Below are 24,861 nucleotides of genomic sequence, written 5' to 3'. Positions count from 1 at the left end.
ATTTTGTTTATTGCTGTTGGCCTGCTTTTCTCCTTTTAGGCCCTTAAAAAGCTGACATTTGAAGGCTATCATATTGCCTTAAAAGTCATTGTTTGCATCCTTTTCTGTCTCCAGTTGAAGGGTGAAAACGCATTGTTGAAGAGAGCCTGTTATGAGCCTTGCTATTGTATTTGCCACCAATTCCCCTAATTACTCAAAGGCGTTGGTGGCACTCTGCGGTCAACTGTATCCCGAGGTTGCGGCCTATTTACCTGAAGATGAGGGGGCACAAAAGGCGAGGGTGGCAGCATGCTGGGCACCGCAACAAGACTTATTAGAGCGCTTTCCTAACATTCAATTGGTGCATTCTGTCGGTGCCGGTGTTGATCATATTCCAGAGAACATTTTAACTTCCTCAACGCCGGTCTGCCGAGTGGTTGATGATGGGCAAAAATGGGCGATGTTTGAATACGCTCTTTACGGCATATTACATGTACAGCGTAATTTTGATAAAGCAATCATGGAGCAGGCGTCGCAAAACTGGCAACGCTACCCTATGAAAACGGCTTCTGCGGTGCGGGTGGGAATATTAGGAATGGGCGAATTGGGCGGTTTTGTTGCACAACAATTGGCTCAGTTTGGCTACCGTACAATGGGGTGGTCACGGTCACAGAAAAGCCTTGATCAGGTGTCTTGTTTTTGTGGCGAAGATGGATTGACGCAAATGTTACAACAGACGGATGTGTTGATTAATTTGCTGCCCTTGAATCAACACACTCAAGGCATCTTGAATCGGGATTTGATGGCACAGTTGCCAAAGGGCGCGTACCTAATTAATTGTGGTCGAGGTGGGCATCTGGTAGCGAGTGATTTAATAGCAGCGATTGAATTAGAACATGTACGTGGCGCTTTACTGGATGTTTTTCCTGTTGAACCCTTACCCTCGTCAGACCCTTTATGGAAAACCAAGGGGGTCATCATCACACCACATGTGGCTTCTGATGCATCCAAACCGGAAATTATTCATCAGTTGGTGCGTAACGCAAACCGATTGGCGAATGGGCAAACACCTCTTAACCTGATTGATGCAAGGCGTGGCTATTAAGTGCTGCTTTTGAATCAGCTTGACGTAAACACTCTAAAAAAGAGCATATTTTTGCAATGAAAGCGTATTCGCACGTGTCGAGAGTGTTTGGTTGCTAGGCTCAATATCTCTTTTTACGTTTAAAAGTGTTTTAGATCTGACAAAAACTCATGTGCCTTCCCCTTTTCAAAAGGTGGGATTTTTCTTTTGTTCTTCTTGCCCGATATTTAGTTAGTTTCCTCGGATTGGCTTTGGTTGGGGAGTTATCTTTTGTTCTTCTTTCCCGAGATTTGATTATGTGCTTCTGATTGGCTTTGGTTGGGGGAGCATTATTCCGCTCTGCTGAGCGGGTAACTTTTGCCAAACGATGCAAAAGTAACCAAAAAATCTTTTGAGTCCTTTCGCACATTCAGGAACGTGTCGAGGGTTACCTCATGAAGCGAATTATCTCTTTTTACGTTAAAAGCGTTTCACATCTGACAAAGTCTCGTGTTCCTTCCCATTATGTCTTCAAGGGGAAGGTGAGGATGGGGTTAGTCCAGCAACCACAAATCAGCTCACCGCCAACAACGAAAAGTAGCTCTGATTTCGCCTATCGAAAAAAACTGCAATTCTCTTTGGAAACGCCAAAACGCTGTTCTAATATGAAGTGAACGTAAGGGATGTACGAATGTATTGATAAGGAGTTTTCCAGCCTTTTATTCACTCCCTTCTAATTTAAATTCGCACGTTTGTTTTCCAGATTTGGATTTTATTGATACCTTAACAAGCACTCAAATCTTTAAGTAAAATTGAACTTTTGTTTATTCATGGAGTGAGAGCAGTAATACGACATATAAAGTTGGGGAAACCTTATTATGAATGGATTACCAACCTGTTAACTAGAATGCATAAAAACAAGGTTGTTGTTTCGTTAGCGAATAAGTTAGTTCGAGTTGTTTGGGTGATACTTGCACTAGATCAAAAATATCATGCTCAAACGATCTAAATTTTAAAGAGTGATACACCAAGTTTTGCTTAGTAACAAAGAGTGATGGCAAGATAGGTAAGACCGTGACTTGGAAATTCTGGGACTAACATCGTTTCGTTGAAAACGCCAAAATGATTAGAACCAAGTCAGCGCCATTTTGAATTAGTAAAGCATCAGGGATAAAAGCTAAAAAGGCTTTACTAAAAATCCGAATAGATGGCTACAAAACTACTCTTGTTAAAGCTTGATTTTGCTTGCAAAAATCGGGGTGTCCATAGATGTTAAACGTCAATCATAGCTATGTCATGGATTCAAAATTACAACCCTGAATGGGTAGAGGACAAAGAAAAGGCAGAGGCACTTATTCAAGCTTTCGCTCGACTATGGGTTGGCAAAACCATTGAGTCAGCCTATGTGGGCTGGTACGTGCCAGACGACGAATGGTACGAAGACTTTCCCATAATTATTAAAATCGACGGGGTTCAGTTTGAGGTATGCTGGAAGAAGTTCGATAGCCTTTCTATTACCAAAAACCAGATAGATATAGACAATTGTATTTCAGGTGATGAGCTTATTCCGTACAAGAAAGATGCATTGTCTGCTCTACAAAGCGCAATCGGGAAACGCATTAAATCAGTAAAGCTTGGAATGTCTTCTATGACTTTGGAGGATAAAGTAATTCCCATGATAAATAGCTTAGATTTTGAGCTAGAAAATGGCTATCTCACTATTTTTAATGCACTAGATGAAAATGGGATCAGCAATGTGCCAGCCAACGTTTAACAAATCAAAGCACTCGGACTTGGCAAAGCTGTCACCTTTTTTGTTCCAAAAAAGCCGCAAACTTCACCAAACTGGTGTTTGAGGCGTTATACGCTCAAAAATCACGCTGACCATTTGTAACCCAAAGGGTTACGATGAAATCATGATTAAGAGTTTTATACATAAAGGCCTTCAGAAGTTTTACGCTAAAGGAACCACACCAGGAATTCAGAAAAAGCACGAGAATAAGCTTCGTCTTATTTTGTCGAATCTCGATCAAGCCGAAACACCTGATGACATGGATTTACCTGGCCTTTACATGCATAAACTTAAAGACAATAGAAATGATATTTGGTCTGTCCGGGTAAGTGGGTACGGGAGAATGACATACCGCTTTGTTGGACGAGATGTTGAAATTGTTAATTACGAGGATTATCACTAATGAATATGCATAACCCTGCGCATCCCGGTGAGATACTCAAAGATCTTATTATTGATGCTCTAGACCTTACGATTACTGATGTAGCGCAGCATTTAAATGTGAGCCGTAAAACACTATCGAAAGTTCTTAATGGTAAAGGGGCTATTACCCCAGAGATGGCTCTCCGTCTTGAACTCGTTTTCGGTAAGCCATCAGCGGCCCATTGGCTTCGTTTACAAAACGCTTTTGACTTGTGACAAACAAGGCAACACCAGAGCTCTTTATATGTCTCACCGTATAATATGGCTGCGGTATAAAACGCGCATAACAAAAAAATTCAGTTCGCCCCCACCAACAACTGAAATTAAATAGTTTCTAATGGGCAATGATTTAGCCATTTTACTCAGCAGTTCATAAAACCCCTCGTATGCTTCGCAATCGATTAAAAATTACGCTAATGTCCTTATCTTAGACCGCAAAAATACGATATGAAGGGAAGGGTATGGTGCAGTGGGTTACAAGGTGGCTCGCTTTGTCTAAAAAATAATCACAGTATTGCGCGTTTGCGCTGGTAGAAAAATAAAAAAGTCTTTTAGTATCAATGGATAAGAATATCCGTAGCAAAAATAACGCGTTGTGGATAAATGTGTAAATTCGCATGCTCGTTTTTCCAGACTTGGATTTTGTGAATACCTTTATAAAAGCATTAATTTTCAGCTACTTATAAAGGTATTGGCGATACTTATGAATTGTCTAAACGCGCATGCGCATTATTAAAAATGTTAGGCGAATAAACAAGGGTGGGCACTTTGAATAGTAGATATTTACTTTTAGCGTTACCTATATTTAGTTTCCTTTGGTTTACTAGTACTATTTTTATAGCTGGTCACTTTTATCCTGAATACAGCCATATTGCTCAATTTATAAGTGAATTGGGGGCAACGGGATCACCTTATGGGGTTTATGTAAATTATTTAGGGTTTATCCCCACTGAATTATTCATATTTGGTTTTGTATCTATTAGTTATTCTGTATTACCCCGTACAAAGTCGAATACCATTGGACTTATATTTATTGCAATCTACGGTATTACCCTTGGCATAGCAGCTATTTTCCCATGTGACTTTGAGTGTAAACCTGATGTGCCAACAATATCTCACAATATTCATATGGCTTCAGCTTTTCCTGGTTACATATGCGGGATTATCGCAATATTCTGTATATCTTCAGATTCTATGTCATGGTCAAAATCAAAGACATTTAAATTTACGGGTTATGTAGCTGCTATATTAGCTCTGTTCGCTTTTTTAAATTTAGACCCGAGTTCAAAAGCGGTAGGGTTAAATCAACGTATTTTAGAGCTTACAATGTATTTATGGCTTATTTTCCTTGGATACAGTTTGAGTAAATATTTGCCTAACAAGCAAATCAACAAGGACTAAAAACAGCGGGCTGTTCGCTTCGCTCCATTTTAGCCCACCATTTTTAGCCCATTAATAGGGCGTTAGGAGGCTATGGCAATAGAAATAAAATATGCATCCGATAGGACTCGATCCGCTGTCGTTACGATCATCTTTACCGTGTTCGCACTTGCGCTTGGAGATGCAATCATCAAGGGAGTAAGTGCCAGTTTTACACTTTGGCAAATTTTCGTTTTGCGCTCTGCGGTCGTTGTATCTATTCTTGTCTTGACGCTCAAATCTCGTCAATGGCATGCGTCAATCCTGCCGAAACATTTTTGGTGGACGTTGTTGCGAAGCTTGATGCTGACGATAATGTGGGTCACCTACTATGCCTCGCTTCCTCATATCAACTTGTCAGTAGCGGCAGCTGCATACTACACGTTGCCACTTTTTATCACGATCTTCGCTGCTGCGTTTCTTGGAGATACTATCGGCAAGATTGGATGGCTAGCGATAGCGCTTGGGTTCATTGGGGTTATTTTGGTACTTCAGCCGCGAATCGAGGATTTCAACTGGTATGCTCTCCTCCCAGTTTCATCCGCTATCTTATATGCCTTGGCGATGATACTCACTCGATCTCATTGCAAGTCGGAGAATGTACTCGTGCTTTCTCTCTGGCTGAACCTTGTGATGTTCGTCTTCGGTGCAGTGATATCCTTGGCGTTGTTGTTGACCCAACAAAGTCCACAGATGACTGAGGGTCAGGTGTTCCTTATTGGCCTCTGGTCGGAGATGGGTATAAAAGAATGGTCGGTCATTGCTGTTCTCTCGGTAGCAATACTGGTCGGGAGCATAGGGGCGGCGTACGCTTATCAAAACGGCACGCCAGCTACAATCGCGACCTTCGATTTTGCTTATGTAGCGTTCGCTGTCCTCTGGGGTATAGTCATGTTTCAAGAGATCCCAAGTTTTGTTGGTGCGGTTGGCATGTTCCTAATCGTGTTTGCAGGGGTTCTTGCTGTTCGCTCAAAGACAAAGCGTCATGATCCGCCTAACAAACGTATGCTGTCGGACGCGACGACGACGCCGCGCCGCTGATGTTTGGCGTTAGCCGTACAAGTTGATCACTCAAGCTCTTGTGATACTATAGTGATACTTCTAATCCTTTGATTTTAGGCTCTGTCATGAAAGTTGAATTAGTTACTACACTCAAGCGCCAAGCAACAAAAATTTTAGCGGATCTACACTCCTCAAAAGAACCTGTTTTGATCACCGAGCATGGTCAGCCTTCTGCGTACCTTGTCGATGTTGATGATTTTGAGTTTATGCAACAAAGAATGGAATTGCTTGAATCACTTGTTCGCGGCGAGAAAGCAATTAAAGATGGCCATACATTTTCGAATGAGCGAGCGAAAGAGAAAATGGAAAAATGGCTGAAATAATTTGGACTGCTCCTGCGCTAAATAACTTGAACGAAATTGCCGAATATATAAGTTTAAGTAACTCTGCAGCGGCCAAAAAATTAGTTCAAACCGTTTTTGATAAAGTGACAAGATTAGAGGAGTATCCTGAATCTGGTAAAGTCCCATCGGAATTACCCAGTTTCAGTTATAGGGAGTTAGTTATTAACCCTTGCCGCGTATTCTATAAAGTTGAAAATGACCGTGTATATATTCTGCATGTCATGCGTCAAGAACGGGACTTAAGAAAGTTTCTACTTACCAGTTAAGTACGGCTAACAAAGCCATTAAGTCGGTTTCGTAACCGTTGTCTCGGTTCCGCTTCGCTCGTATTTTAGCCCACCCGTCTGCGCCCCTTATTTTAAAGTTAGCCCTACCTACAACTGAAATTAAAAAGTTCCAAATGGGCAATGATGTAGCCATTTTCCTCAGCCGTTCATAAAACCCCTCGTATGCTTCGCAATCGATTAAAAATTACGCTAATGTCCTTATCTTAGATCGCAAAAATACGATGTGAAGGGAAGGGTATGGTGCAGTGGATTACAAGGTGGCGCGCTTTGTTATTTGTGTCAGTGGTGATTGTGCTGGCTTGGGTCGGAGTGGTAGACAGTTATGCCGAAGACTACATTAATGCCTCGTTGGTGACGTCTTCTGTGTCGTTTGGCTTGGCTAGATTGTTCAATGCTACTGTGTCAGTGCTGTCGACCGTCACACTCAATGTTCCCATCGTCGGCTCGATTCAGATTGGTGAAATGCTAGATCCACTGAATGATTTGGTGGAAGACTTTTCGTCCATTATGAAGTACGCCATTTCGTCCTTATTGATCCAAAAATTTCTCGTGGAAATCTTCCAAACTCTGTATTTCAAAGTCTTTATTAGTGTGTCTGGCGTGCTCTACTTAGTTTGCTATTACTTTTCTCTCAGTGGCTTGGTGGTGATTTATCGAGTGTTTCTATTTGCTTGTCTGTGTAAGTTTTCCATTGCCTTAGTGGCGTTAGCAAGCGGTTGGATGGACAGTGCCTTTGTTGAGCCACGCATAGCGCAAAATAATTTGGCGCTGGAGGCGTTTCCCGTTTCCCCCAATCAATTGGATCAGTCATTGGATTTGACCGCAGAGCTAAAAGCTCAAGCGGCGTTAGATTTGCAAGAAGAAAAGCTAAAGCATGATGCTCTGTTAGCGCAAATGTCATTGTTGCGTGAAGCCTTAGCAGAACTTAATGAAGAAAAAGCCATGCTAAACGAGCAGAAAGCGAAGTTGATGAAAGAAGAAGGGACTTTTAATAGTTTGTTTAATCGCTCAGATGCCTTGAAAGCCATTCAAACGGAATTGGATCAGGTGAATGACAAGATTCGCATTCAACGTCTCACTTTGGCTGATCTGTCAGATCAAGAACAAGAAAGTGTCGATGACATGGCGTCTTTAACCGAGCGTATGAATGGCAAAATGAGCACCTTTGAAAGTCTTACCAGTGGTTTTAGTCGTGTCACCATGGCCGCCAAAAGCAAAATTTTGGGTTATGTGGATTCCTTGAATGCGTCCATGGATAAGTTCTTAAATTTGATGGCGCTGTTTTTACTAAAAACCTTGGTCATGCCGTTATTGTTCTTGTGGGGTATCTATAAAGCTTTCGTGAAGGTATGGGAAATGACGCCAAAGCAAGCCGTAGAGAAGGCGCAAGCCTCATTGAATCGCATCCCTAAATGAGTTGGTTCACTGCAATGGAGCATAAAAAATTCCCAGTGAGAAAGCTCACTGGGGATTTTTGTTTGCTGACTTTTTCTTATTAAAAGAATAGCTTGGCTTAAAGCGTGAAAGGACGGTCGCCGTTTTCGTCTTTAATGCGTGTGGGTAGGCCCATGTCGTTCAACAAACCTAGGAAAGGTTTCGGGTCTAGCTGTTCAACGTTGCGCATTTCTTTGGCATCCCAAGTACCGTTTGCCACCAAAATAGCGGCAGCAACCGGTGGTACACCAGCGGTGTAAGAAATACCTTGGCTGCCCACTTCGTTGTAAGCGTCTTTGTGATCGGCCACGTTGTAGATGAAGACTTCTTTTTCTTCACCGTCTTTGATGCCTTTTACCACATCGCCGATGCAGGTTTTACCTGTGTACTCTGGTGCCAAAGAAGAAGGGTCTGGCAATACCGCTTTCACCACTTTTAACGGCACAACTTCTAAGCCTTCTGCGGTTTTCACTGGCTGTTCAGACAAGAGCCCCAAGTTTTTCAATACCGTAAAGACATTGATGTAATGTTCGCCGAAACCCATCCAGAAGCGTACGTTTGGTACGTCTAGGTTCTGTGATAGTGAGTGAATTTCATCGTGACCTGTCATGTAGGCGGTTTGCTTACCGACCACAGGTAGGTCATCGGTACGGCTGATTTCAAACATTTTGTTTTCTTGCCACTGGCGATTCTGCCAAGAGTAAACACGACCAGTAAATTCACGGAAGTTGATCTCAGGGTCGAAGTTGGTTGCAAAGTATTTGCCGTGGCTGCCCGCATTGATATCGATGATGTCGATATCACTTACGCTGTCAAAGTAATCATTGTAGGCCAAAGCGGCATAGGCGTTTACCACACCTGGATCGAAGCCAACACCTAAAATGGCCGTAATGCCATTGTCTTTACAACGCTCACGGCGTTGCCATTCGTAGTTGGCATACCAAGGTGGTTGCTCACAAATTTTTTCAGGCTCTTCGTGAATGGCGGTGTCTAGGTAAGCAGCGCCCGTTTCGATACAGGCTTCCAAAACAGACATGTTAATGAAGGCAGAACCGACGTTGATGACGATTTGCGATTCGGTGTCTTGAATCAACTTTACAGTGGCTGGCACGTCTAGAGCGTCTAGGGCAAATGCTTGAATGCGGCCTTCGACTTTCATACTGCCTTTGTCTAGGACACTGGCTACAATATCGTCGCATTTCGCAACGCTACGTGAAGCAATTGCGATATTGCCCAGTGTGTCGTTGTGTTGAGCGCATTTGTGAGCGACGACACGCGCCACGCCTCCGCCACCAATAATGAGGACATTTTTTTTCATAGTAAGACTATCTCCAAAAGTTGAGTCTGTAGAATTAGGACAGATTCTGTTCAAAATCTTGGTAATCAAACTCTCTAACGAGTTCGATCGTGCCATCCAATTGGCGTATGGCAATGGACGGCATTTTGACGCCATTAAACCAGTTTTTCTTCACCATGGTGTATCCTGCTGCGTCTTGGAAAGACAAGCGATCACCTACTTGTAACGGTTTTTCAAAGGTGAACTCACCAAAAATATCGCCAGCGAGGCAAGATTTACCGCATACCATGTATTCGTGTTCGCCATCGTTTGGCAACATTTTGGCATTCTCACGATAAATCAGTAGATCCAACATGTGAGCTTCGATAGAGCTGTCGACAATGGCCAGGTTTTTGCCATTGAATAGGGTGTCGAGTACCGTCACTTCAAGCGTGGTGCTCTTGGTGATACTGGCTTCACCTGGCTCTAGGTAGACTTGTACGTCGTATTTCTCAGCAAAGGCTTTTAGACGCTGGCAAAAACGCTCCAGTGGATAGTTGTCACCCGTAAAGTGAATACCACCGCCTAAGCTGACCCATTTGACTTGCGCAATCAGATGACCAAAGCGTTCTTCGATCCGGCTCAGCATCTCATCAAAACGCTCAAAGCTGTCGTTTTCACAGTTGTTGTGGAACATGAAGCCAGAGATATCATTAATAACGGTACGGATGCGCTCAGGATCCCATTCACCTAAACGACTGAAAGGGCGGGCAGGATCGGCGATGATAAATTCAGAGGTGCTGACTTGTGGGTTAACGCGCAGACCACGCGTTTTGCCGGCACTGATGTCTTTAAAACGATTGAACTGGCCAATCGAGTTAAAGATGATCTTGTCAGAGTGGGCTAATACTTCTTCGATTTCATCGTCTGAGTACGCCACGCTGTAAGCATGGGTTTCACCTTGAAAACGGGTTTTGCCCAATTTGACTTCGTATAAAGAAGAAGAGGTGGTGCCATCCATGTAGTCTTGCATGAGATCAAAAACGGACCAAGTAGCAAAGCATTTTAGCGCCAGCAGAGACTTAGCGCCGGAGTGTTCGCGCACATAGGCAATCTTCTCTAAATTCTTCAATAGAGCGGCTTTGTCTATGAGGTAATAGGGGGTTTTGATCATGGCACCTGCCCAGTTATAAAAAGTCGGTATTCTAGCAAACAAGAGAGGATTTTCTAGTTGCCTATGCCTCTTTTCAGTGGCTTTTTCGTGTCATTTAGTGATTTTTTCTGACCTAACAAACAATGTGCGATTTTTGTGCAAATTTAGCCATTATCCTTATTCGGTGAACTGCTTTATAATTCGATGCGTTTTTGCTATTGGCTGCGTTTTTTTGCTATTGGCTAGGTGGCTTTAATAGCGAGTGGGATAATGAGAGGGCATGTGTCATGTTGATGTTAATAGTGGGTTTGGTGATTTTTATCTGCGTTCATTCGATACCTGTGGTGGCGCCAAACTGGCGTGAAATGCACCTTGAGAAAACAGGTTTGGTGCAATGGCGCACACGTTTTATTTTGTTGACCGTATTGTCGTTAGCCTTGGTTGTGTTGGGCTATCAGCAAATGCGCCTTGAGCCTGTTTGGTTATGGTTTCCTCCTGTCGTGGTTCAGCATGTGGCTTCTTTGGTTATGCTGGTGGCATTGTTCGCCTTAGGTTCGGCCTTGGTGCCAAAAACCACGTTGAAATCGAAAATGGGTTATCCCTTTTTAATTTCCGTTAAGTTGTGGGCATTTGCCCATTTAATGAGTAACGGTTCTCTGGCTGATGTGATTTTGTTTGGCAGCTTGTTGGCTTGGTCAGTGGTTAGCTTTGCTGTTTATCGTCGTCGTGATCGTAAAAATGCAGTGCAGCGTGAAGAAAGTGGTGTGCAATACGATCTGATTGCTTTTGTGTTTGCTATGGTGTCTTGGTTTGCCATTGTTTTCTTCTTACACAAAGCGGTCATTGGTGTGTCTCCGCTGGTGTAGTCTTAACCGGAAAAACATAAAAAAGACCTGACAATCTTGTCAGGTCTTTTTTGTTGGTATCAGCACATTCTTAGGTTCTGAAGTTGTTGATGTTGCTCATCATGTCGTCAGACAGGGCTTTCAGTTCTTCGGCACGGGTGGCGCTGTCGGCAGCTAAAGTAACCAGCTCAGTAGCGCTTTGTTGAATGTCAGCGGTATTTTGATTGACTTCAGCCGTGACACTGGTTTGTTCTTCTGTTGCTGTGGCAATTTGTGCGGCTCGATCGTTGATCATAGCAACCGATTGCTGGATTTGATCCAAGCTTAATTTGGCTTGGTTCACGTCTCGCACACTGCTTTCCGCTTTGTTGTGGCTGAGTTGAATTTTCGCCACCGCATCCTTGGTAATGCCTTGCAAGGCTTCAATCATAGATTGAATTTCTTCAATCGAGCGATAGGTGCGTTGTGACAAGACACGAACTTCATCGGCGACCACGGCGAAGCCACGACCTTGTTCGCCTGCACGAGCCGCTTCGATGGCAGCATTTAATGCCAGCAAGTTAGTTTGTTCGGCGATTTCCGAAATAGTCGTCAAAATGGAGTTAATACCATCCGCATTGTGACTCAAGTTATTGATGACTTCGGCCACTTCTTGAATGTCGGTGGCTAAGGCACGAATGCTGTTTTGACTCTGCTGAACTTGTTGTTGACCAAGGTTGCTTGATGCCACCGTTTCATCAGCATTGTTGGCGGTATTGGTGGCGTTACTGGCAATTTCTTGTGTGGCTTGCGCCATTTGATGAATCGCCGTCGCGACCATAGAAATGTTGCCTTGTTGTTCGCCGAGTTTGTCAGCACTTTGTTGCGATGAGCGATAGGAAGCATTCGCCTGATCCGATAAGTGCACGCCAATTTTTTTCAGATGTGAAATGGTATTGTGCAACAAGGCAACGAAATGGTTGAAGTTATTCACCAGCTCGGCAATCTCGTCTTTTGAGTTGCTGGTCAGGCGCTGAGTGAGGTCACCGTTACCGTGGGCAATCTGCTGTAAGCTTTCCGACACACGACGTAAGTCTTTTAACAAAATGCGAGAAATTTGAGACACCACCAAACAGGCTAATACCAGCAAGACAATCACGGCAATAATGATGTTTATGCCTAAATTATAAAGCGGTTTGTCTAAGGTCTTTTTGTCCATCATTAAACCCAACATCCAAGGGCTGTTTTGAATGTTGCTGGTATACATTAAGATTTTTTGTCCTTGAATATCCAGATTCGTAAAACTTGCCTTGGAGCGTGACGCAGTAAAGAAGCTCTTGTTTAAGTTGTCTGATAATTCAGTCGCGTCTTGCAAAATAAGCGACTTATCTGGATGAGCAATGATTTTACCTGTGCCATCAAAAAGCGTGCTGTAACCATTGCCAGCGACTTTCATAGCAGTGATTTTGCTCAGTAAATCGTCTAGAAATACCAGGCCACCAATGGCGCCTACAAATTTGCCTCTGACTTTAATCGGCTCAACAAAGGTCATGGATAATTTTTTGGTTGACGCCGAAATATACGGCGCGGTGACGTAAGCAGTGCCTTTGCTTTTCGCATCTTTGTACCAGCTGCGAACACGAGGGTCGTAGTCGGCGCTGTTAAGTGATGGATCGTGTCGATACATGGCGCCATTTTCCAATCCTAAGAAGGTCATGCCAAAACTTAAGCTGGTTTGAGCTTGTTGTAATATATCGAGGATTTGTTGTTCGTTGACTTCTGGGTTAGCGGAAAGCATGGCTTCAATTTTTTGCTTGATGGCGACCATAGTATTGGCACGATCTTTAGACCAAGTGTTGAGATAGGTTGAAATGGTGTCGGCTTGGGTTCTGGCGTCCAGTTCCACGCGATTTTTATTGGTGCTGGTGAAATCATAAAAGGAGACGCTTCCGACTCCAATGGCAACGATAATGGCCACTATGATGGCTTGCAGTATGATTTTAGTTTGTAGCGAAAGGTGCATCGTTTGCTCCAGTATAAGTGTGTTTGATCTTGTGCTCTTTTTTTGAAACGTCCCTATTCATTCCTTATAAATTATTATTCTTTCGCAATGATGAAATTTTTTATTATGAACCTAATTTCTGTCTGACTTCATTTGGGTGAAGCCTTACCCGTTAGCTGACAGCCTCCTGAGCCTGTGTTACTGTGCGCGGCTTTGATTTTTGTGAAACATACTTTATATAGGTGAATCAGATGATGTGTGGTTTCGATTATGGCACCTCTAATTGTGCATTAGGTGTGATGGCTGATCAGCAAGTAAAATTGTTGCCATTGGAAGCGGATAATGCTTTTTTGCCATCCACACTGTACGCGCTTGATCGTGACCTGATCACTGAATTCGTTGTGCATAATATGCCCTTTGAAGAGCAACGCCAAGCCTTAATTGATGTGCGTCAAGCGGCGTTGAATCGAGCACAAAGGGTGCGCCGTGAAGAGGATATTAAGCACTCTGATCAAGCCTTGTTTTTTGGTCGTGCGGCGTTTGCAGAATATTTTGAATTTCCACAAGAAGGCTATTTTGTTAAATCACCTAAATCCTTTTTAGGCAGCTCTGGTTTACGCAAACAGCACACAGACTTCTTTGAAGATGTGGTCACTTGCATGATGCAGAATGTCAAACGCTCGGCAGAAATACATGCTGGGCAAACACTGACACAGGCTGTGATTGGTCGACCGGTTAATTTTCAAGGGGGGAATGCAGAACAGAGCAATCAACAAGCGTTGCAGATATTAACCACCGCCAGTCATCGAGCAGGTTTTAAATCCGTCGAGTTTTTATACGAGCCGATTGCTGCTGGGTTGGACTTTGAAACTAAATTGGATGAAGATAAAACCGTATTGGTAGTGGACATTGGTGGTGGTACAACGGATTGTGCTATGGTGCGAATGGGGCCAAGTTATCGCGATAAGTTGGATCGCACAGCGGATTTTCTTGCCCACACTGGCGAGCGAATTGGTGGCAACGATTTGGATATCACTATTGCCGCAAAGCAATTTATGCCTTTGTTTGGTATGGATTCACCTTTAAAAACCGGCTTGCCAATGCCAACACAGATTTACTGGAATGCTGTGATGACCAATGATGTGACCGCCATGACCAGCTTCAACAGTTTGCAAAGTGAGCAACAAATTGAAGATCTGATGCGTGACGCTAAACAGCCTGAGTTATTAGAGCGCTTTGCTCACCTGCGCGAAAACAAGCAAAATTTTCACATTGTTCGCAATGCAGAAGAGGGTAAAATAGCCCTATCTCAACAGCAAAATCATAACATCAATTTGGCTTACATCGCCCCTGGTTTGATGATTGAACTGGAGCGTCAAGCAGTGGCTTTGTCCATAGCTATACCTTTGCAGAAAATGATGAGTTTAATGACACAAGCTATTGAACAGGCGGCAGAGCGGCCTGATCTTATTTACATCACAGGTGGCTCGGTACAATCGCCTATTGTTCGCGCGGCCATTGAGGAGCGCATAGGGCAAGTACCAGTCATAGATGGTGATCACTTTGGTAGTGTGGCAGCTGGACTGACTGTGTGGGCGCAGCGATTATTTCGTTAACTAATTGATGAACTGAGGAAGTGAACATTGTTACAAGCCATTAAAGAGCAAATTCGAAGTCTGTTTTCTTGGAGCGATGTGAAACGTCCTTGGCATATTGCTGTTATCGCTGCCATTTGTGTTGGTATTCCACCTTTTATTGGCGCCGCTATAGGGCAATTTGCCTTGGCTACCCTAGCAAGTTTGGGGGCTATGGCGATTCTGTATTTACCTAAAACGCGAACGGCGCACCGTATGGTGACCCTTACCCTGTGTTCTTTTGGCTTTATGTTGTGTTTCAGTGTGGGGGCTTTGTCCAGTTTCAGTCCTTATACGGCTGCTTTCGCTTTGGCGGTGTTGTCGTTTGGTGCTATTTTGATAACTCGCTATTATTACTTACCGCCACCGGGCAGTTTCTTTTTTATTCTGGTTACCGCATTAGCCATATACTTACCCTTTGATTTAAGCCATTTGCCTCGCAATATTGGTATGGTTGCGTTAGGCGGTATGTTGGCTTGTGTGATTGCTTTTATTTACAGCTTGATGACTGGCGCGAATGATTTACCGCAGACCACAGTAGAAACTGATCCAAGAGTGAATGCCATTTTGCTGGAAGCATCCTTGGTGGGGTTCTTTATTGGTTTGTCTTACTTGATCGCGACTTGGTTGCAATTGGTTAACGCTTTGTGGGTGCCGATTTCTTGTGCGGCAGTATTGCAAGGGGCGACTTATCGTATGATATGGCACAGAAATGTGCATCGTATTGTGGGTACAGTGATTGGCATGGGGCTAGCTTGGTGTGTGTTCGCGTTGCAACCAAATTACTGGTATTTGGCCTTTTTTATGTTTTTGTTCCAATTTTTGATCGAATTATTCATTGTCAAAAATTACGGCGCAGCAGTGATATTCATCACCCCCTTAACGGTTATCATGGCGGAGTTTACCAGTGCTAATATGTCGCCAGAATTGTTGCTGCAGCATCGTTTGCTGGACATTTTTATTGGCAGTAGCATAGGCATCATTGGTGGTACGATTTTCCATCGAACTTCTCTGCTTAAACGCATCGAGGCACGAATGAATGAACGCCGTTCTTTGTCTGGTCGCCATCCTTCCGCTGATTGATTCCGAGGGTTTTTTTATATCGTATTTGGTTTTTGCGGTCTTCCATAAAACCAGCCTTGATGGTAGCGAATGTCTAGGCTAGTGATTCTGTCTTTGTCTTCTTGGTCTTCTACGCCTTCGATGATACAGGGGATATTGAGGGTTTTGAAAATCTCAATGAAGGGCACCAAAAATTCACCATTTTTGGATTTGAGAATGCTCTTATCGATCTTGATGAAATCAAAGTCAAATTCAAAAATGTACGAGAAGTTGGAAAAACCAGAGCCAAAGTCATCCAAAGCAAAACGATACCCCAGCTCTTTGAGCATCTTTATGGTCTTTTTAATCTTTTCTCGATTGAGGAACAAGTCTTCGTCTTCTGTGATTTCTATGATGATCTCTTGGCGTTGTGTTGGGTTAATGGAAGACAAATAGCTTGTTATACGACCATCGATTAAATGTGTGGCCGACAGGTTAATGTGGAAGTTTTTACAGGCGAATTGTTCGCGTTCGGTAGCCAATTTACTGAGCTGCCACAAGGTATGATCAATATAAAGATTGTGCTTTTTAATGTTGTTGATCAGATGAATGGCGTGTTGTTGGTTTTGGTATCGGGTAAAGATTTCATACGAAAAAACCTGGCCATTTTGCGCATCTATGATGGGCTGATAAACATTAAAAAAGGTATCTGAATAAATTTTTCTTTTGAGTTTTTTTCTGTCCGATAAGAAGGTCAGGAATGGGATAGAAACAAATTGAAAAAACAGAAATGACAACACAAAAGTCGACAAATAAAAGACATAGGATGGGTTGAGATCCTGTTTGTATTGATAGGCATAATATAGGTTTGCTATGTATTGCGATGGCATCTCACGATAATTGGCAGCTAAGTTATCGCCAAGTGGTTGGGTGTCTATTTTGATGTTTTGCAGCAAGTTCTCAATGGATTTGTGTTTAATAAGCACATTAAACTCAGTTTCTTGCGAGGACTTTTTCACCACATAAATCTGTTCATTGTAAAGATTGGAACTATGCGGGCCGGAAAATATAAAGCCATCATGGGCTTCTGGGTTCCGCACTTGAACATTGCTTTCACCCCAAGAACTGCAAATCAGTGTGCCGCGCATTTCTCCTGCTTGGACTATGCCAATTTCTATCACGCCATCTATGTTAAAGATGGATTTGCGCATGTTGTTGAGCACTTGAGTAGAGCATTCGCCAGTGAATAAATGAGACGTGTTGTCTAATACCTTGGTAATAGAGAGGAGCAAGTTTTCAAGAAAAGCAATTTGTTTCTCATTGTTTTTGACTAAATGCTTCGAGGCTTGTGAAGATAATCGTTGGCACTCGGCCTCGCCAAGTAGGAAAGACAAGCCGAGAGCACAAACTAGACTAATCAATAAAATCTTCACTTTCTTTTGTAGCATTCTGACTCGCGAACTTAACAATAAGAAGATTCTAAAATTTTAGTAAGTTGACCATGAATGAAAAAGTATCTTTTTGTGAGTGAAAAGCTGAGATTCTCGAGTTTTGCTAAGCAAGGGATGCAAAGATGCTCATGAATGTAAGGAAATCGTCATGAATTTCATATGGTTATACTATTATGGGCTGAGGGTAATATTGCCTTTAAATGAAGATGAGAATTAATAATCGCTTAATTTCGGTAACGAAAAATTACATTTTATGCGCTAGATTCTTAATATTTTTAGTTTTTCTGCTAAATCTGGGCCATTTTACTTTGAAAAATTGCCTCTATTCGTCCGAGACGTTACCCTTTCTAACGATTGTTTAGAACTAATAAGTTATTAGCAGTCAGGTTGTGAAGGTGTTGGAAGCAACAGTGATTGTGGAAGATGAAACGGGAATTAGGTGTGAAACCTAAACTGCCCCCGCAACGGTAAATCGATTGTCTTATGAGGTTTTCTTGCACTGCGAATGTGGGAAGGAAGGAAATCGTTATCATGAGAGAAAATAAGTCGATGAGTCCGGAGACCGGCCTTCATGTAACACTGCATTTGCAGTTCTGAATTTGTTCATACGGGTGAGTGTGACAATGATGAGGAGGCACAAGAGTGCATATTGAACCAGGCGTCGTCGATGGCGCAAAAATGTTATTAAGTTATGGCACCGCTTTGGCAGCAGCAGGGTTAACCTTGAAGGCAGCGGTTGATGTCATTAAACAAGTTGGCGTTTCATCCTTATTGGGACGCAGTCTGATCACCAGTGTGTTGGTGTTTATTTTCTTTGAGGTGTTGCCTCATCAAGCAGTTGGCGTGTCTGAAGTACACTTCATACTTGGCTCGACTCTGTTCCTAATGTTTGGTGCTGGTGCCGCTGCGATTGGCTTGGCTGCTGGGTTGCTGCTGCAAGGTGTGCTTTTTGCACCATTTGATTTACCGCAATATGGCATGAACGTCACCACCTTGCTGTTGCCTTTGTTTGTCATGTCTATGATTGCAAAGCGCATTATTCCTCAAGAAACGGCCTATGTGGACATCAGTTACAAACAAACTTTGCAAATGTCGCTGATTTATCAAGGTGGCATTGTGGCTTGGGTCGCATTTTGGGCGTTTTATGGCCAAGGTTTTGGCGCTGAAAATCTAACTTCAGTAGCCACTTTTGGTCTGGCTTACATGAGCGTGGTTTTGCTAGAGCCATTGCTTGATTTAGCAGTATTGGCTGGGGCAAAAAGCTTACAGCGTTTGAAAGATTCAGTGCTTTTCAACACTCGCTTATACCACTAAGTTTTATCGTTAATCACGAGCGGCATAGACTCTTGATCATCTGATCTATCATGCCGCTCAAATCCTCTTTGTCTAAGTAAATGCCATCCAAATAGAATCTTGCTAAACCGTGTAAGCTGGCCCAAGTGGTTTGTCCAATGCGCAATGGGCTGTTGTCTGCCGGTAGTACCTTTTCTTGTTGGAGCTTTTCTACCCAATCAATCCAAGTTTTAAAAGTTTGCCGTGAGGCGGCTTTCAAGCTGTCACTAGGCTGACCTGCTTTCCATATTGCCCGCCCATACATCAGGTCGTAGGTCTCGCTGTGTTGTTGAGCGTATTCAATGTACAAATGAACATACTGACGAAACAATGCTAGGTTAGGCTGGGATTGCTCCATCAATTGACACAATTGTTTTTCTTGTTCGTAAAAGCCTTTTTCAGCCAAGGCACAAAGCAGAGCATTTTTGTCTTTGAAATGGTGATAGGGCGCGGTGCGTGATACACCAACCACATCTGCCAATTTGCGCATGCTTAAATTCTCAACGCCTTGATTCTTAATGATATCGGATGCGGCTTCTAGAAGAGATTTGGTGAGATCACCGTGATGGTATTTTTTTAGATTCGTCATGACGAAAGATTATTATCCGACAAACTTGACAATGTCAAAATGAAAATCTATCTTGACGGTGTCAACATTGCTTGCGGGCAGCAGCAATGACACTATTACTCAGTCACAATAATAAGAGAGTCGCTTATGAGTCATGCAGCTTACCCACATTTGTTTGAGCCTTTAGACCTTGGTTTTACTCAGTTAAAAAACCGCGTATTAATGGGTTCCATGCACCTTGGTCTGGAAGAAGTCAAAGGTGGTATTGAGCGTATGGCGGCTTTTTATGCCGAACGAGCGCGTGGTGGCGTGGCCTTAATTGTTACCGGTGGTATTGCCCCGAATACCGAAGGGGTGGTTTATGCTGGCGCTGCGGTTATGGGCTCTGAAAAAGACGTGGCTGAACACAAAATGATTACCGATGCGGTGCACCATGAAGGTGGTAAAATTTGTATGCAAATCCTGCATACAGGTCGTTACTCTTACAATCCGAAATTGGTTGCGCCATCGGCGATTCAGGCGCCAATTAATCCCTTTAAGCCACAAGCGTTAACTGAAGAAGGCATCGAAAAGCAGATTGATGACTTTGTGAATGCCGCGCAATTGGCGAAGCAAGCAGGCTACGATGGTGTCGAGATCATGGGGTCGGAAGGTTACTTTTTGAACCAGTTTATCGCCGCTCGTACCAATCAGCGTGACGATGAATGGGGCGGAGAATATGGCAAACGCATTCGTCTTCCGGTGGAAGTGGTGCGCCGTGTGCGTGAAGCGGTGGGTGAAGAATTTATCATTATTTATCGTTTATCCATGTTGGATCTCGTTGAAGGCGGTAGTACGCTGGAAGAAGTGGTGGAGCTTGGTTTGGCGATTGAAAAAGCGGGCGCCAGTATCATCAGTACCGGTATTGGCTGGCATGAAGCGCGAGTACCGACCATCGCCACCAAAGTCCCTCGTGCTGCTTTCACTTGGGTGACGGCGAAATTAAAGCAATCGCTTAATGTGCCTTTGGTCACCTCTAACCGAATTAATGCACCTGATGTGGCTGAGGAGGTGTTGGCTCGCGGCGATGCTGACATAGTGTCCATGGCACGACCTTTTTTAGCGGACCCTGAATTTGTCATCAAGGCGGAGCAAAATCGTGCTGACGAGATCAACACTTGTATTGCTTGTAATCAGGCGTGTTTAGATCATGTGTTTGAAAACAAGCTGACATCGTGTCTTGTGAACCCTCGTGCTTGTCATGAAACGGAATTACTGATCTTACCTACTGCACAAACGAAACGCTTGGCAGTGGTAGGTGCTGGACCTGCTGGTTTGGCGTTTGCAACTACGGCGGCGAAGCGGGGTCATGAAGTTACCTTGTTTGATGCCGCCAGTGAAATTGGTGGTCAGTTTAATATTGCTAAGCGAATTCCAGGAAAGGGAGAGTTCTACGAAACCTTGCGTTACTTTAAACGTCAGGTGGCGTTAACAGGGGTAAAATTACAGCTTAATACGCAAGTGGATATTGCCATGCTCAATCAAGCTGAGTTTGATGAAGTAATTTTGGCAACGGGTATTCTGCCAAGAACACCAGGAATTGAAGGTGTAGATCATCCGAAAGTATTGAGTTATTTAGATGTGATGGCGGGCAGGCCCGTTGGTAAACGTGTCGCAGTGATTGGCGCGGGTGGCATCGGTTTTGATATATCCGAATTTTTGCTTCACGCAAAGAGCCATAAGTCGCAAAAAATTGCAGACTTTATGGCGCAATGGGGCGTGGACATGAGCTTGTCTGCTCGTGGCGGGGTGGAAGGTATGAAGCCAGTCTTTGAACCTGCGCAACGGGAGATCTTTTTATTGCAGCGTAAGAAGAGCAAGGTGGGAGCCAACTTAGGCAAGACGACGGGTTGGATTCATCGTACCGAATTGCTGAAAAAAGGCGTGACTTTCTTATCGAGTTGCGAATACCACAAGGTAGATGATCAAGGTTTACATCTTTCTGTTGATGGCAATGAGCAAGTGTTGGATGTGGATAATGTGATCATTTGCGCTGGTCAGGAATCAAATCGTTTGTTAGAAGTAGGCCTGCAAAAACCGGTTCATTTGATTGGTGGTGCCAGTGTTGCCTCTGAGTTAGATGCTAAACGCGCCATTAACCAAGGCACAAGACTAGCGGCAAGCATCTAACATCACCAGTAGGCTGTTTTATATTATCGGCCATTATAAAACAGCCTCATTATTGTGAGGCTTTTTCGTTTGGCTCACCGGTTTTTAATAAACGCAATAAATCTTCTCTTTCTAGGCTATTTTTTAGCGCCAAATCCAAACGGTACTGATACTGGCTATTCCAGTCTGCGCTGTCAGGTGTGATACGAGATAAATCGTCCATGGCGGACTTCATTACTTTTAAATAAGACTGAATATTTTCTTCTTGATTGATCAAGATGTTCTTGAGTGCCGTAGCGCTACTGTGACGTAAATAGAGTTTCAGCTCTTCGGTGTTGGCTTCGATTTTATCTATCTGCACGCTGTATTTTTTTTGCGCATTTTGCACATCAGTAATACGCGCATCGTATTTGCTCAAGGTCGCGTCGATTTCAGCATCATTATTGCTTGAGCTGATCAGATAGAAGCTTACTCCAGAGGAGGCGCCAACGCTTAAGACAAAACAAAGCAATACGGGTAAGAGAACACTTTTGGTTTTTTGGCCGGCGGAATTGTCGGCTGAGTTATCGGTATTTGATGTCATAACAACTCTTTTTTCACGGTAATGGATGATGGAAAAGCAATGCTGTTTATTCTAAGTGATTTTACAGATTTTGGGGAAAATTCTCGTTGAATTTAGCTGAGATGGTTTAGTTTTTTAGTTAGTAGACGTAGAATGCGCACGGCATTGGCTCGCCCTATTTAATAACCAAGTAAATTACTCAGGTAAATACTTGATCAAAATACTAGGTTTTGTGTATTATTTGGGCTTACAGAAAAGTATTAATTGGATAGCTTATGCGTCTTACAACGAAAGGTCGCTATGCAGTAACCGCCATGCTTGATCTGGCATTACATTCGACTCAAGGGCCAGTTTCTTTGTCGGATATTTCTGAGCGACAGGGGATTTCCCTATCTTATCTTGAGCAATTGTTTTCCAAACTGCGTAAGCAGTCTTTGGTAATCAGTGTGCGTGGGCCTGGCGGCGGCTATCGTTTAAGTCGTGCGAATCAGGATATTTATGTTGCGCAAATTGTAGATGCCGTCAATGAATCGGTGGATGCCACTGGCTGTAAAGGTCGTAGCGACTGTCAAAGTGGTCATACCTGTTTGACGCATCATTTGTGGTGTGACTTGAGTGATCAGATACACGATTTTCTCAGCCAGATTAGTCTGGAACAGCTAGTGCGACGTAAAGATGTACGGCAAGTAGCTGAACGTCAGGAACTGGAAAGTCGACCATTGGGCTTTGACAGCAGCAAAATTAGTGCGGCTATTCTAGATTAGTCAGTCGATTAATTAATTGTGTGAAACGAATAGAAACCGTTGGTGTTTCGCGTTTCAAGAATGAGTGAGTTTTATATGACAGAGCAGATAGATAAGGCGCTGGCGAGGGAATACGAAGCCGGATTTGTATCTGATATTGAATCAGAAACATTTAAGCCCGGATTAGATGAAGATGTCATTCGTCGTATTTCGCAAATGAAAGGTGAACCTGAATGGATGCTCGAATGGCGTTTGAGTGCCTTCCGTGACTGGTTAAAAATGGAAGAGCCTGAATGGGCTTTAGTGGATTATCCTAAGATCGACTTCCAAGCCATTTCTTATTATTCCGCACCGAAAAGCATGAAGGATAAACCCAAGTCGTTAGACGAGGTGGATCCTGAGTTGCTGCGTACTTACGAAAAACTGGGTATTCCATTGATCGAGCAGCAAATGCTGGCTGGTGTTGCAGTGGATGCGGTTTTTGACTCTGTTTCTGTGGTTACCACCTTCCGTGAAAAGTTAGAAGAAGCGGGTGTTATCTTTTGCCCTATTTCGGAAGCCGTACATAAGTATCCTGAGTTGGTGAAGAAATACCTGGGCAGTGTGGTACCAAAAAAAGACAATTACTATGCTGCTTTGAACTGTGCCGTGTTTACCGACGGCTCTTTTGTTTACATCCCCAAAGGCACTCGTTGCCCAATGGAGCTGTCTACTTATTTTCGTATCAATGAACAAAATACCGGTCAATTTGAGCGTACCTTGATTGTTGCTGATGAAGGCAGCCATGTTAGCTACTTGGAAGGCTGTACCGCGCCGCAGCGTGATGAAAATCAATTGCACGCCGCCGTTGTGGAGTTGGTTGCCCTAGACAATGCTGAAATCAAATACTCGACGGTACAGAACTGGTATCCAGGTGATGAAGAAGGTAAAGGCGGTATTTACAACTTTGTGACTAAGCGCGGCGTGTGTCACACCAATGCGAAAATCTCTTGGACGCAAGTGGAAACCGGCTCTTCTGTCACTTGGAAATACCCAAGTTGTGTGCTGAAAGGCGATAACAGTATTGGTGAATTTTATTCGGTTGCTTTGACGCGTGGTCGTCAACAGGCGGACACTGGTACCAAGATGATTCACTTAGGGAAAAATACTAAGTCGACCATCATTTCCAAAGGTATCTCAGCGGGCAAGAGTAACAACAGTTACCGCGGTTTGGTGCGCATGAACCCAGGTGCTGAAGGGGCGCGAAACTTTACTCAGTGTGATTCCTTATTGATCGGAGATCAGTGTGGTGCGCATACTTTTCCCTATGTGGAAAGTCGTAACCCATCCGCCATCGTTGAACACGAAGCCACTACGTCAAAAGTCAGTGATGAGCAAATGTTCTTGTGTCAGCAGCGTGGTCTAGATCCTGAGAAAGCCGTTTCCATGATAGTGAATGGCTTCTGTAAGGAAGTCTTTAAAGAATTACCGATGGAATTTGCCGTAGAAGCTGGCAAGTTACTAGAAATTAGCCTTGAAGGCTCTGTAGGTTAAGGAATTTTAAGTAATGTCGAATTTATTGTCGATCAAAGATCTTCACGCCAACGTGGAAGAAAAGAACATCATCAAAGGCTTAAATCTGGAGATCAAACCAGGTGAAGTACACGCTATTATGGGACCGAATGGTGCAGGTAAGAGTACCATGGGTTACGTGCTTTCTGGACGTGAAGGCTACTCGGTTGAAAGTGGTAGCGTGACGCTGGATGGCGAAGATTTATTGGAAATGGAAACCGAAGAACGTGCTCGTGCTGGCCTTTTCTTGGCGTTCCAATACCCAGTTGAAATTCCTGGTGTAAGTAACTTGGAATTCCTTAAAGCGGCTGTGGACGCTCAGCGTGAAGCCCGTGGTGAAGAGCCAGTGACTTCTGCTGATTTCTTAAAAGAAGCCAAAGCGGCTTGTAAGCAAGTAAACCTTCCAGTTTCTTTCTTAAAACGTGGTGTCAACGAAGGTTTCTCTGGTGGTGAGAAGAAGCGTAACGAGCTGATGCAAATGCTGTTGTTGAAACCAAAAGTATGCATCTTGGATGAAACGGATTCTGGTTTGGACATTGATGCCCTGCAAGTCGTTGCCGAAGGAGTGAACAGCCAACGTTCTGCTGATCGCAGTTTCATTGTTGTGACTCACTACCAGCGTCTTTTGGACTACATTAAGCCAGATTATGTTCATGTGTTGTCTGACGGAAAAATTGTTAAGTCAGGTGACGCTTCATTGGCCCATGAGCTAGAAGCACAAGGCTATGCTTGGTTGCAAACCGCGCCAACTGAAGATGAGTTAGAGGGCTAAG

General features: G+C 43.6%; 23 protein-coding genes and 1 riboswitch. Of the genes, 17 read left to right on the top strand and 6 right to left on the bottom strand.

Annotated features, from left to right (window positions below; genetic code table 11):
* The first annotated feature begins 151 nt into the window (after positions 1–151).
* The 9 genes from ACXAH2_RS09750 to ACXAH2_RS09710 all read left to right on the top strand — a co-directional run bounded on the left by ACXAH2_RS09750 (position 152) and on the right by ACXAH2_RS09710 (position 7,785).
* Positions 152–1,084 (top strand): 2-hydroxyacid dehydrogenase, encoded by a 933-nt coding sequence (locus ACXAH2_RS09750; protein ID WP_475078200.1) that lies wholly within the window; start codon positions 152–154, stop codon positions 1,082–1,084.
* A gap of 1,249 nt (positions 1,085–2,333) precedes the next feature.
* Positions 2,334–2,816, top strand: coding sequence for a hypothetical protein (locus tag ACXAH2_RS09745; protein ID WP_475078199.1), 483 nt, complete (start codon positions 2,334–2,336; stop codon positions 2,814–2,816).
* Positions 2,817–2,958: 142 nt separating this feature from the next.
* The gene (locus ACXAH2_RS09740) at positions 2,959–3,237 is read left to right on the top strand and encodes a type II toxin-antitoxin system RelE/ParE family toxin (protein WP_475078198.1); all 279 of its coding nucleotides are present in this window, start codon (positions 2,959–2,961) and stop codon (positions 3,235–3,237) included.
* Complete coding sequence (locus tag ACXAH2_RS09735; RefSeq protein ID WP_475078196.1) at positions 3,237–3,473, top strand: HigA family addiction module antitoxin; 237 nt, start codon at positions 3,237–3,239, stop codon at positions 3,471–3,473. Before ACXAH2_RS09740 ends, ACXAH2_RS09735 begins: the two co-directional genes overlap by 1 nt.
* A 543-nt stretch (positions 3,474–4,016) precedes the next feature.
* Complete coding sequence (locus ACXAH2_RS09730; RefSeq protein ID WP_475078195.1) at positions 4,017–4,658, top strand: DUF998 domain-containing protein; 642 nt, start codon at positions 4,017–4,019, stop codon at positions 4,656–4,658.
* 72 nt (positions 4,659–4,730) lie between these two features.
* Positions 4,731–5,717: a DMT family transporter gene (locus tag ACXAH2_RS09725; protein ID WP_475078194.1), complete on the top strand. Its 987-nt coding sequence runs from the start codon at positions 4,731–4,733 to the stop codon at positions 5,715–5,717.
* A gap of 86 nt (positions 5,718–5,803) precedes the next feature.
* Complete coding sequence (locus ACXAH2_RS09720) at positions 5,804–6,061, top strand: type II toxin-antitoxin system Phd/YefM family antitoxin (protein WP_475078193.1); 258 nt, start codon at positions 5,804–5,806, stop codon at positions 6,059–6,061.
* A complete protein-coding gene (locus tag ACXAH2_RS09715; protein ID WP_475078191.1) occupies positions 6,049–6,348 on the top strand; it encodes a type II toxin-antitoxin system RelE/ParE family toxin in 300 nt (99 codons plus the stop codon). Before ACXAH2_RS09720 ends, ACXAH2_RS09715 begins: the two co-directional genes overlap by 13 nt.
* 258 nt (positions 6,349–6,606) lie before the next feature.
* Entirely contained in the window at positions 6,607–7,785 is a 1,179-nt protein-coding gene (locus tag ACXAH2_RS09710) for a hypothetical protein (RefSeq protein ID WP_475078189.1), read from the top strand.
* A gap of 97 nt (positions 7,786–7,882) precedes the next feature.
* Here the strand turns inward: ACXAH2_RS09710 and ACXAH2_RS09705 are convergent, their stop codons facing one another.
* Together ACXAH2_RS09705 and nspC are read right to left on the bottom strand one after the other, a co-directional pair.
* Positions 7,883–9,121 carry a saccharopine dehydrogenase family protein gene (locus tag ACXAH2_RS09705; RefSeq protein WP_475078188.1) on the bottom strand — a complete coding sequence of 413 codons (1,239 nt, stop codon included), beginning with the start codon at positions 9,119–9,121 and terminating at the stop codon, positions 7,883–7,885.
* Positions 9,122–9,155: 34 nt separating this feature from the next.
* The gene (gene nspC, locus ACXAH2_RS09700; protein WP_475078187.1) at positions 9,156–10,253 is read right to left on the bottom strand and encodes a carboxynorspermidine decarboxylase; all 1,098 of its coding nucleotides are present in this window, start codon (positions 10,251–10,253) and stop codon (positions 9,156–9,158) included.
* A 266-nt stretch (positions 10,254–10,519) separates the two neighbouring features.
* Between nspC and ACXAH2_RS09695 the strand changes: the two genes are divergently transcribed.
* A complete protein-coding gene (locus ACXAH2_RS09695; protein WP_475078186.1) occupies positions 10,520–11,098 on the top strand; it encodes an NnrU family protein in 579 nt (192 codons plus the stop codon).
* Between the two features lie 70 nt (positions 11,099–11,168).
* On the opposite strand, the gene ACXAH2_RS09690 is transcribed toward ACXAH2_RS09695, so the two are convergent.
* Entirely contained in the window at positions 11,169–13,079 is a 1,911-nt protein-coding gene (locus ACXAH2_RS09690) for a methyl-accepting chemotaxis protein (protein ID WP_475078185.1), read from the bottom strand.
* Between the two features lie 230 nt (positions 13,080–13,309).
* On the opposite strand from ACXAH2_RS09690, the gene yegD reads away from it, so the two are divergent.
* On the top strand, positions 13,310–14,674 hold the full coding sequence (gene yegD, locus ACXAH2_RS09685) for a molecular chaperone (RefSeq protein ID WP_475078184.1): 1,365 nt from the start codon (positions 13,310–13,312) through the stop codon (positions 14,672–14,674).
* A 27-nt stretch (positions 14,675–14,701) separates the two neighbouring features.
* The gene (locus ACXAH2_RS09680) at positions 14,702–15,775 is read left to right on the top strand and encodes an FUSC family protein (protein WP_475078182.1); all 1,074 of its coding nucleotides are present in this window, start codon (positions 14,702–14,704) and stop codon (positions 15,773–15,775) included.
* Between the two features lie 14 nt (positions 15,776–15,789).
* Here the strand turns inward: ACXAH2_RS09680 and ACXAH2_RS09675 are convergent, their stop codons facing one another.
* Positions 15,790–17,181 carry an EAL domain-containing protein gene (locus ACXAH2_RS09675; protein ID WP_475078181.1) on the bottom strand — a complete coding sequence of 464 codons (1,392 nt, stop codon included), beginning with the start codon at positions 17,179–17,181 and terminating at the stop codon, positions 15,790–15,792.
* 379 nt (positions 17,182–17,560) lie between these two features.
* Positions 17,561–17,769: riboswitch (cobalamin riboswitch) on the top strand.
* A 57-nt stretch (positions 17,770–17,826) separates the two neighbouring features.
* Between ACXAH2_RS09675 and ACXAH2_RS09670 the strand changes: the two genes are divergently transcribed.
* Positions 17,827–18,498, top strand: a complete 672-nt coding sequence (locus ACXAH2_RS09670) for an energy-coupling factor ABC transporter permease (RefSeq protein WP_475078180.1) — start codon at positions 17,827–17,829, stop codon at positions 18,496–18,498.
* 13 nt (positions 18,499–18,511) lie between these two features.
* Here ACXAH2_RS09670 and ACXAH2_RS09665 read toward each other — a convergent pair whose 3' ends face one another.
* Positions 18,512–19,105 (bottom strand): TetR/AcrR family transcriptional regulator, encoded by a 594-nt coding sequence (locus ACXAH2_RS09665; RefSeq protein ID WP_475078179.1) that lies wholly within the window; start codon positions 19,103–19,105, stop codon positions 18,512–18,514.
* Positions 19,106–19,231: 126 nt separating this feature from the next.
* Between ACXAH2_RS09665 and ACXAH2_RS09660 the strand changes: the two genes are divergently transcribed.
* A complete protein-coding gene (locus ACXAH2_RS09660; protein ID WP_475078177.1) occupies positions 19,232–21,253 on the top strand; it encodes an oxidoreductase in 2,022 nt (673 codons plus the stop codon).
* 49 nt (positions 21,254–21,302) lie between these two features.
* Here ACXAH2_RS09660 and ACXAH2_RS09655 read toward each other — a convergent pair whose 3' ends face one another.
* Positions 21,303–21,815 (bottom strand): hypothetical protein, encoded by a 513-nt coding sequence (locus ACXAH2_RS09655; protein WP_475078175.1) that lies wholly within the window; start codon positions 21,813–21,815, stop codon positions 21,303–21,305.
* A gap of 254 nt (positions 21,816–22,069) precedes the next feature.
* Here ACXAH2_RS09655 and iscR point away from each other — a divergent pair, with 254 nt between their 5' ends.
* From iscR to sufC, 3 genes are all read left to right on the top strand, one after another.
* Entirely contained in the window at positions 22,070–22,558 is a 489-nt protein-coding gene (iscR, locus tag ACXAH2_RS09650; protein WP_475078174.1) for a Fe-S cluster assembly transcriptional regulator IscR, read from the top strand.
* Positions 22,559–22,633: 75 nt separating this feature from the next.
* On the top strand, positions 22,634–24,070 hold the full coding sequence (gene sufB, locus ACXAH2_RS09645; RefSeq protein ID WP_353667750.1) for a Fe-S cluster assembly protein SufB: 1,437 nt from the start codon (positions 22,634–22,636) through the stop codon (positions 24,068–24,070).
* 13 nt (positions 24,071–24,083) lie between these two features.
* Positions 24,084–24,860, top strand: a complete 777-nt coding sequence (sufC, locus tag ACXAH2_RS09640) for a Fe-S cluster assembly ATPase SufC (protein WP_475078172.1) — start codon at positions 24,084–24,086, stop codon at positions 24,858–24,860.
* Position 24,861: the final 1 nt, after the last annotated feature.

The sequence above is a fragment of the Marinomonas sp. ABL3_031 genome, from assembly GCF_056161265.1.
The sequence above is the reverse complement of the archived record's forward strand: the minus strand, read 5'-3'. Positions and strand labels throughout refer to the sequence as shown.

Excerpts from the sequence above, each read along its gene's own strand:
- ACXAH2_RS09750 (WP_475078200.1), top strand. The coding sequence starts at position 152 with ATGAGCCTTGCTATTGTATTTGCCACCAATTCCCCTAATTACTCAAAG.
- ACXAH2_RS09745 (WP_475078199.1), top strand. The coding sequence starts at position 2,334 with ATGTCATGGATTCAAAATTACAACCCTGAATGGGTAGAGGACAAAGAA.
- ACXAH2_RS09740 (WP_475078198.1), top strand. The coding sequence starts at position 2,959 with ATGATTAAGAGTTTTATACATAAAGGCCTTCAGAAGTTTTACGCTAAA.
- ACXAH2_RS09735 (WP_475078196.1), top strand. The coding sequence starts at position 3,237 with ATGAATATGCATAACCCTGCGCATCCCGGTGAGATACTCAAAGATCTT.
- ACXAH2_RS09725 (WP_475078194.1), top strand. The coding sequence starts at position 4,731 with ATGGCAATAGAAATAAAATATGCATCCGATAGGACTCGATCCGCTGTC.
- ACXAH2_RS09720 (WP_475078193.1), top strand. The coding sequence starts at position 5,804 with ATGAAAGTTGAATTAGTTACTACACTCAAGCGCCAAGCAACAAAAATT.
- ACXAH2_RS09715 (WP_475078191.1), top strand. The coding sequence starts at position 6,049 with ATGGCTGAAATAATTTGGACTGCTCCTGCGCTAAATAACTTGAACGAA.
- ACXAH2_RS09710 (WP_475078189.1), top strand. The coding sequence starts at position 6,607 with ATGGTGCAGTGGATTACAAGGTGGCGCGCTTTGTTATTTGTGTCAGTG.
- ACXAH2_RS09705 (WP_475078188.1), bottom strand. The coding sequence starts at position 9,121 with ATGAAAAAAAATGTCCTCATTATTGGTGGCGGAGGCGTGGCGCGTGTC.
- nspC (WP_475078187.1), bottom strand. The coding sequence starts at position 10,253 with ATGATCAAAACCCCCTATTACCTCATAGACAAAGCCGCTCTATTGAAG.
- ACXAH2_RS09695 (WP_475078186.1), top strand. The coding sequence starts at position 10,520 with ATGTTGATGTTAATAGTGGGTTTGGTGATTTTTATCTGCGTTCATTCG.
- ACXAH2_RS09690 (WP_475078185.1), bottom strand. The coding sequence starts at position 13,079 with ATGCACCTTTCGCTACAAACTAAAATCATACTGCAAGCCATCATAGTG.
- yegD (WP_475078184.1), top strand. The coding sequence starts at position 13,310 with ATGATGTGTGGTTTCGATTATGGCACCTCTAATTGTGCATTAGGTGTG.
- ACXAH2_RS09675 (WP_475078181.1), bottom strand. The coding sequence starts at position 17,181 with ATGCTACAAAAGAAAGTGAAGATTTTATTGATTAGTCTAGTTTGTGCT.
- ACXAH2_RS09665 (WP_475078179.1), bottom strand. The coding sequence starts at position 19,105 with ATGACGAATCTAAAAAAATACCATCACGGTGATCTCACCAAATCTCTT.
- ACXAH2_RS09660 (WP_475078177.1), top strand. The coding sequence starts at position 19,232 with ATGAGTCATGCAGCTTACCCACATTTGTTTGAGCCTTTAGACCTTGGT.
- ACXAH2_RS09655 (WP_475078175.1), bottom strand. The coding sequence starts at position 21,815 with ATGACATCAAATACCGATAACTCAGCCGACAATTCCGCCGGCCAAAAA.
- iscR (WP_475078174.1), top strand. The coding sequence starts at position 22,070 with ATGCGTCTTACAACGAAAGGTCGCTATGCAGTAACCGCCATGCTTGAT.
- sufB (WP_353667750.1), top strand. The coding sequence starts at position 22,634 with ATGACAGAGCAGATAGATAAGGCGCTGGCGAGGGAATACGAAGCCGGA.
- sufC (WP_475078172.1), top strand. The coding sequence starts at position 24,084 with ATGTCGAATTTATTGTCGATCAAAGATCTTCACGCCAACGTGGAAGAA.